The sequence below is a fragment of the Lysinibacillus sp. genome, from assembly GCF_032093475.1.
GTDB lineage: Bacteria > Bacillota > Bacilli > Bacillales_A > Planococcaceae > Lysinibacillus > Lysinibacillus irui.
The window spans coordinates 55,098-61,291 of record NZ_DAMDAY010000009.1 but is presented as its reverse complement, the minus strand read 5'-3'; the positions used below and the strand labels follow the sequence as shown (position 1 = coordinate 61,291).

4 protein-coding genes are annotated in these 6,194 nt (G+C 37.4%); 3 read left to right on the top strand and 1 reads right to left on the bottom strand.

The window, feature by feature from the left end; translation table 11 throughout:
* Nucleotides 1-52 precede the first annotated feature (52 nt).
* The gene (locus RT445_RS04175; RefSeq protein ID WP_312507418.1) at nt 53-2,065 is read right to left on the bottom strand and encodes a helix-turn-helix domain-containing protein; all 2,013 of its coding nucleotides are present in this window, start codon (nt 2,063-2,065) and stop codon (nt 53-55) included.
* Between the two features lie 137 nt (nt 2,066-2,202).
* On the opposite strand from RT445_RS04175, the gene RT445_RS04170 reads away from it, so the two are divergent.
* The 3 genes from RT445_RS04170 to RT445_RS04160 form a co-directional block, all read left to right on the top strand.
* Nucleotides 2,203-3,447: an MFS transporter gene (locus RT445_RS04170; RefSeq protein WP_274793983.1), complete on the top strand. Its 1,245-nt coding sequence runs from the start codon at nt 2,203-2,205 to the stop codon at nt 3,445-3,447.
* A gap of 13 nt (nt 3,448-3,460) precedes the next feature.
* Nucleotides 3,461-4,906 (top strand): M20 family metallopeptidase, encoded by a 1,446-nt coding sequence (locus tag RT445_RS04165; protein ID WP_312507371.1) that lies wholly within the window; start codon nt 3,461-3,463, stop codon nt 4,904-4,906.
* 282 nt (nt 4,907-5,188) lie between these two features.
* Nucleotides 5,189-6,194 (top strand): hypothetical protein (locus RT445_RS04160; protein ID WP_313469771.1); only part of this gene is annotated, 1,006 nt, incomplete at its 3' end.

The window sequence follows — 6,194 nt, the reverse complement described above, 5'->3', positions numbered from 1 at the left end:
CCCCAGCGTTTCACGCGTAGAGCAAACCACCAGTTAGACTGGTGGTTCTGATTTAATGTACCATCCCTTTTAAATAGCAGGCAAGCTGAAGCCTTAATACATCATCTGCATTTTGAAAAGAGATCGTTAACTTTTCTTCGATTTTTCTTAATCGCTGATACAAAGTATTGACATGAATGTGTAATTGTTTAGCAGTCTCCCCTACAGAGCCATTTTGCTTTATATACATAAGCAAGGTTTCTTCTAGTAGGTGATGTTTTGTTTTCTCGTTTCGTAACGGTAGGAACACTTCATTCACGAAACCTAGAAGTTCCTCCTGTGTTTGATGGATAAATAGTCGATTCACACCAATCTCCTGATAATGCATGATACCCCAGCGCTGGCGGGTCATTAAAAACGACAGTGCTTTATCTGCTTCATTATAGCTTTTTGCTATTTGATCCATCCCCGAATACAATGTACCAACTCCAATTTTCAATGAATTGTTTTTAACCTTCTCCCAGCTTCCTTGAAATTGCTGCACGAGGTGTAGTAGCTCATTACCTATACGTTTAAATTGGCAAAGGACCGTTATTTTATGACCAAAACCAAACACTATTGGGGCATGATCCTGAAAATGTTTTTTAATTTCACTAATCAACAGATGTACTTGCATATCCATTGCTTGAATATCTGTGCCCGTAGATAATTGAATTAAAACGACAGCATAATTGGCATTTGACTGAATACCAAGCTCTTCCCCTTTTTTAATGAGTTGCCCAGGGTCCTTAGACGTTAAAAAATCATGAAAAAGATCATGTGTTTTTTTATAAAACGAATCTACTATTGTTTGCTTCCGTATCAGCTCTAGTGCAATAATGGAGCTTGCCTGTTCAATAATTAATTTGTGAATCGATTCTAGCTTTTGTTCATTGATCTCGATAAGCAGTAAACCAAGAATTTGACCAACACCGATGATAGGCTGAATATAGTAATCAACTTGCTCATTCTCTACTTCAAGTGAATAAAATGCTGGCGTTTCTGTTAAATGTACAAAACGGAACAAATCACCCTTTTCAATCCAATGACGTGGACTTGCATAAATCGAATCATCCATTAAATCCATAATAACGAGGCGTAAATTTAATATATGTCTTATTTCATTAACAATGACTTGCATACCTGCATTTTGCAAGGAAAGTTTCATAAAGGTGTGGTGGATTTGATCCCGTTGGAGTAGCAATTCATTTTGAAGTTTTAAATTCTGAAATAGTTTTGAATTCGTAAGTGCAATGGATACTTGATCCGAAAAGCTTTCTAACAGTTGTTTATCTTCTATAGTTAGTAAGGCATTTTCTCCATTTTGATAAATAATAACCACACATAATGTCTGCTCTTCTACAGCAATTGGAACAGCAATAACCGATTGTAAATATTCAAAAGTATAGGCATTTAATAAATGACGTAAATTCTCTTCTGTCACAGAAGAGGAGGCTTTTAAAACGTCTGTATACGAATTTAAAATCATAGATTTGTTATCTTTGAAAGTCTTTCCGATAATCCCTTCGCCAACTTTCATGCGCATATTTTTAATGTCCTCACCAGGTCCCCCCACCCAAGCCTTTGGTACAAGTGCAGCTTCACTTTCATCATACATCCATAAAACTCCAAAGTCTGCAGACGGTATAACCGATAGCGCATTCTCCAAAATCTTCGTCAACAATGTGTGTATATCATTTAGTACTGAAATTTCCCGTATACTTTCCATCATTTTGTCTCGAATAAATTGCTCTTTTTCTAACATTAATTCCAAATAATAAGCATGAAGTAATGTTTCGATTGCTTGGTTTTCCGTAGCTGATAGTGCTCTATGGAGCCGTAAGACCAATTGTCTTTTTTCATGGAATTGAAATTGATACTCATATACGTCTATATTTTTCTTGTCATGTGAAGGCGCCAGTTGTTCTTCCATCCCCTGAGAAATGACAAGAGAGAAACGATCCTCATTGATATTTTTCCATACCTGAAATTGCGAAAGATTGCAAAAGTCAGATAGAAATTGTTGTAGCCTATCTACTATTAGCATCACGATATACCTCACCCTTTATGTATATATATCTATATTTAACGCCTTTATTATATGAAAACATACATTGTTAGAAAAGTCTAAATTTTTTATACTTTGCAATATAACCAAATTTACTATAGCTAGGAGGACAAACGATGACAGCAACAACTAAAGCTCGAAATACAAAATATATTGTTATAGCCATGTTATTTTTAGGATGGTCGTTAGGGAATTTTGATCGTTTCATCATAAACTTTGCCATTCTTGATATTTCAAAGGAATTACAATTAACTGAAGCATTAACTGGCATTGTTTTAAGTAGCTTTTTTGCAGGCTATGCTTTAATGCAAATTCCTGGTGGCTGGTTAGCCGATCGCTTCGGCTATCGAAAAGTGCTCATTTCAACCATTTTAGTGTGGTCAATCTTCACCGTATTAACGGGAGCTGCCTGGTCTTTCCTTTCTATCATTGTCATTCGATTCCTGTTCGGGGTTGGTGAAGGTAGCTATTTCCCTGCTGCTTCAAAAGGTATTGCCAATTGGTTTCCTGTCGATGAGCGCAGTAAAGCTATGTCCATAATGTTAACATCCGGCTCCATTATGGGCGTCGTAGCACCCATTGTAGGAACATATCTCATGCTGGCATTAGGCTGGCGAGATATTTTTTATATCGTAGGGGCCATCGGTATCGTTGTTGCACTTTGTTTCTTCTTCCTAGTGAAGGAAAAAGAAATACCAGCTATCCATCAAGTACAAACACAAACTTCAAAAGCACCATTAAGGGATGTCTTAAAGACACCTATGATATGGAAGTTGTTTATTGCCTACTTTAGTATTTATGCAGTGAACTGGGGCTTAACCTCTTGGATGCCTACGTATTTATCTAAAGTAAGGGGTTTGGAGTTGACTGCTGTCGGTATCTACTCAGCCATTCCTCCGTTTGTAGGAATCTTTGCAATGCTGTGTAGCGGTTATATTCTAGATAAAATGCCTCAAGGACGAGATAAACTTGTAGCAGGAATTTTCGCTATTATTGCAGGTATTGGTCTTTTACTCATGGCGAATGCACCGAGCATGCTAGTCTTTACAATATGTCAAAGTATTGTAACCGTCATGCTATCCTTTAATATTATTTTAATTACCTCTGTGCCACTGAAGATCTTACCAGAGGCAGTTGTAGGAACGGCAAATGGCTTTATTAATACCGGTGCACAATTTGCAGGCGTACTAACACCTATGCTTATTGGATTTTTAGTGGAGGCTTTCGGTGGTTCATATAGTCCCGCATTTGCTATGTTAATTGGCTTTACCATTGTGTGTGCTGTGTCATTATTCATGATTCGTCCAACTAAACAAACAGTTGTTATCAATCCCCCTTCCATAAACGAGATCATTGACTAAGGAGTGAAAGATTATGAGTTTAACTGAAAAAATTGCAAACTATATCGATCAAAAAAGTGGGCTGTACAAAAATGTAAGCGATAGCATCTGGGACTATGCTGAAACAAGATTTGATGAAGTACGCTCCGCTGATTTACTATGTAAAACATTAGAGAATGAAGGTTTTCATGTCGAAAGAGGTGTTGCGAACCTTGAAACAGGCTTCATTGGTACCTTCGGAAATGGGAAACCGGTAATTGCCATTCTTGGTGAATATGATGCACTTGCAGGTCTTAGCCAACAGGCAGGGAGTGCGAACTATGAACCGATCATTCCGAATGGTAATGGCCATGGCTGTGGTCATAACCTTTTAGGTGTCGGGGCACTTGCTGGAGCCATCGCTACTAAACAATACTTAGAAGATAACCACTTAACGGGAACTGTCAAATACTTTGGCTGTCCAGCTGAAGAAAGTGGCTATGGCAAATCCTTTTTGGCAAGGGATGGTTATTTTAAAGATGTAGATGTTGCTTTTTCATGGCATCCAGGAACGATTAACACTGTTATGCATGCGAGAGCAAATGCCGTTATTAATGCTACTTTTAAATTTAAAGGACGTAGCTCCCATGCTGCGGCATCCCCTCATTTAGGGAGAAGTGCATTGGATGCCGTAGAGTTAATGAACGTTGGTGTTAACTATTTACGTGAGCATATTGTAGATGAAGCGAGAATTCACTATGCCGTAACAAATACAGGGGGCGTTGCACCAAATGTAGTACAAGCAGAGGCTGAGGTGACTTATTTGATACGAGCACCTAAACCAAATCAAGTCAAGGACTTATATAAGCGTGTCCTCAATTGCGCACAAGGAGCTGCTTTAATGACTGAAACAACTGTAGAAGAGCAAATTGTTGGCTCTTGTCATAATTTAATCCCTAATAAAACATTGGAAAAAGTGATGCATCAGCATATGCAGGATTTGGGTAGTGCAAAATTAACAGAAAATGATATTCATTTTGCCAAGGACATCTATAGCACGCTATCCGAAGAGGAAAAGAAGGTAGCTGCTTTACAAGTAGGAAAAGAAGTAGCACAGCTGCTTGTTGACCGACCTATTATTGATTTTCTTGCACCACTTCCAGAAGAACCATTTTTCATGGGTGGCTCAACAGATGTGGCAGATGTTAGCTGGAATGTCCCAACGGCTCAATGCTCGACAGCTACATGGGCATTTGGCACACCATTCCACACATGGCAGGCAGTCGCACAAGGAAAATCATCCTATGCTCATGAGGCGACGATGCTAGCTGGAAAGGCGATTGCTTGTACAGCCATTTCTGCGCTAGAAAATCCTACATTGATCGAAAATGCGAAGGCAGAATTAGTGGAACGTCTCGGTGGTGAAACATATGAAGCTTTGATTCCAAAAGATTTAGTCCCTCCTAAATCAAACCGAGAATCAGCTGCAATAATGGCCTAACTTGTACAAAATAAGACTTTCTATCATCAACAATAGAAAGTCTTATTTTTTATCGGTTTATATTTGTTATAGCCTCTCTTTCTAGGCCAATCATATTATTCATTTAGTTGTTGTCCAGAGGGCATAGTTACACTGCTAGAGGAAATGTTCGATAAATGACATGAGTTTTTTTAATTCTTTTTTAAAATAATTAAATTTTTTTCTAAAAAGTTAAAACTTTTTAAATTGGTAAAACGTCTAATAATTGGTAACAGAAGTTAACCTAAAGGAGAATGGATAAACATGAAAAAACCTGTTAAAAAAACATGGCTTTTGGCTTCAGCGCTTACACTAGGAATGGCTGTCTTAACACCGCTTCAGGCTGGTGCGACATCTGTAGAAACAACAAAAAATGTCACAATTCAAATAGAACACCAAATAAAAGGGACCATTAAATATTTTGATGGCTATGGCTTAACTATGAAAGGAACAGATGGAAAAAATTATTTCATTGGCTTACACAAGTTCTCTGATAAGCAAATCGAGCAATTAAAGCTTGTAGAAGGTCAAGAAATTTCTGTTGAGGGCACTATTCTAAAAGATTACTCAGACTTCTTTACCTTTGACGTATTCAAAAAAAGTTTACCTAAAGGGGTAACAAAAGAAGAGATTGTCCAATTAGAAAAGCTTTTTAACGACTTAAAAAAGTTTGAAAAAGAAGAGAATTATGAGGAAATGGATCGAATCTATGAGGCGATGAATGCCATTACAAGACCGTATGAATTAGCAAACTGGCAACCAGAGCCCTTTGAGGAATTTATCAATGAAGCAGCTTTCGCTGAAAAAAATATCGTTATTAAAGCACAAGATAAAGAGCAGCTAAAAACACTTTATTCAGAATGGATAAAATTTGTAAAAGAAGATAATATGGATGCAGCTCAAGAAAAAATAGATAAAATTTATTCGATTCTTGATATTTATTACGCAGAACTATATCCACCACTTACGTTTGAACAATATATGGCAGACTTCGAAGTAGAATTAACAAAAGAGGAACTAGCAGAACTAAAAACGGTCTATGAAGATGCTCAAAAAGCAGACAAAGAGAAAAATGAAGAGCTTTCAACGAAGCTTTGGGAGCAATTTTACGAAATGCTAAACTCACACTTTAAATACGAGCCTATTTCTTTTGAAGAATATATGGCTGATATTGAATTCGACATTAGTCAATCAGATTACACTAAATTAAAACAGCACTACGAAGAAGCCGTGAAACTTGAGCAAAATGGCGAAGAAGAAAAAGCTGGCG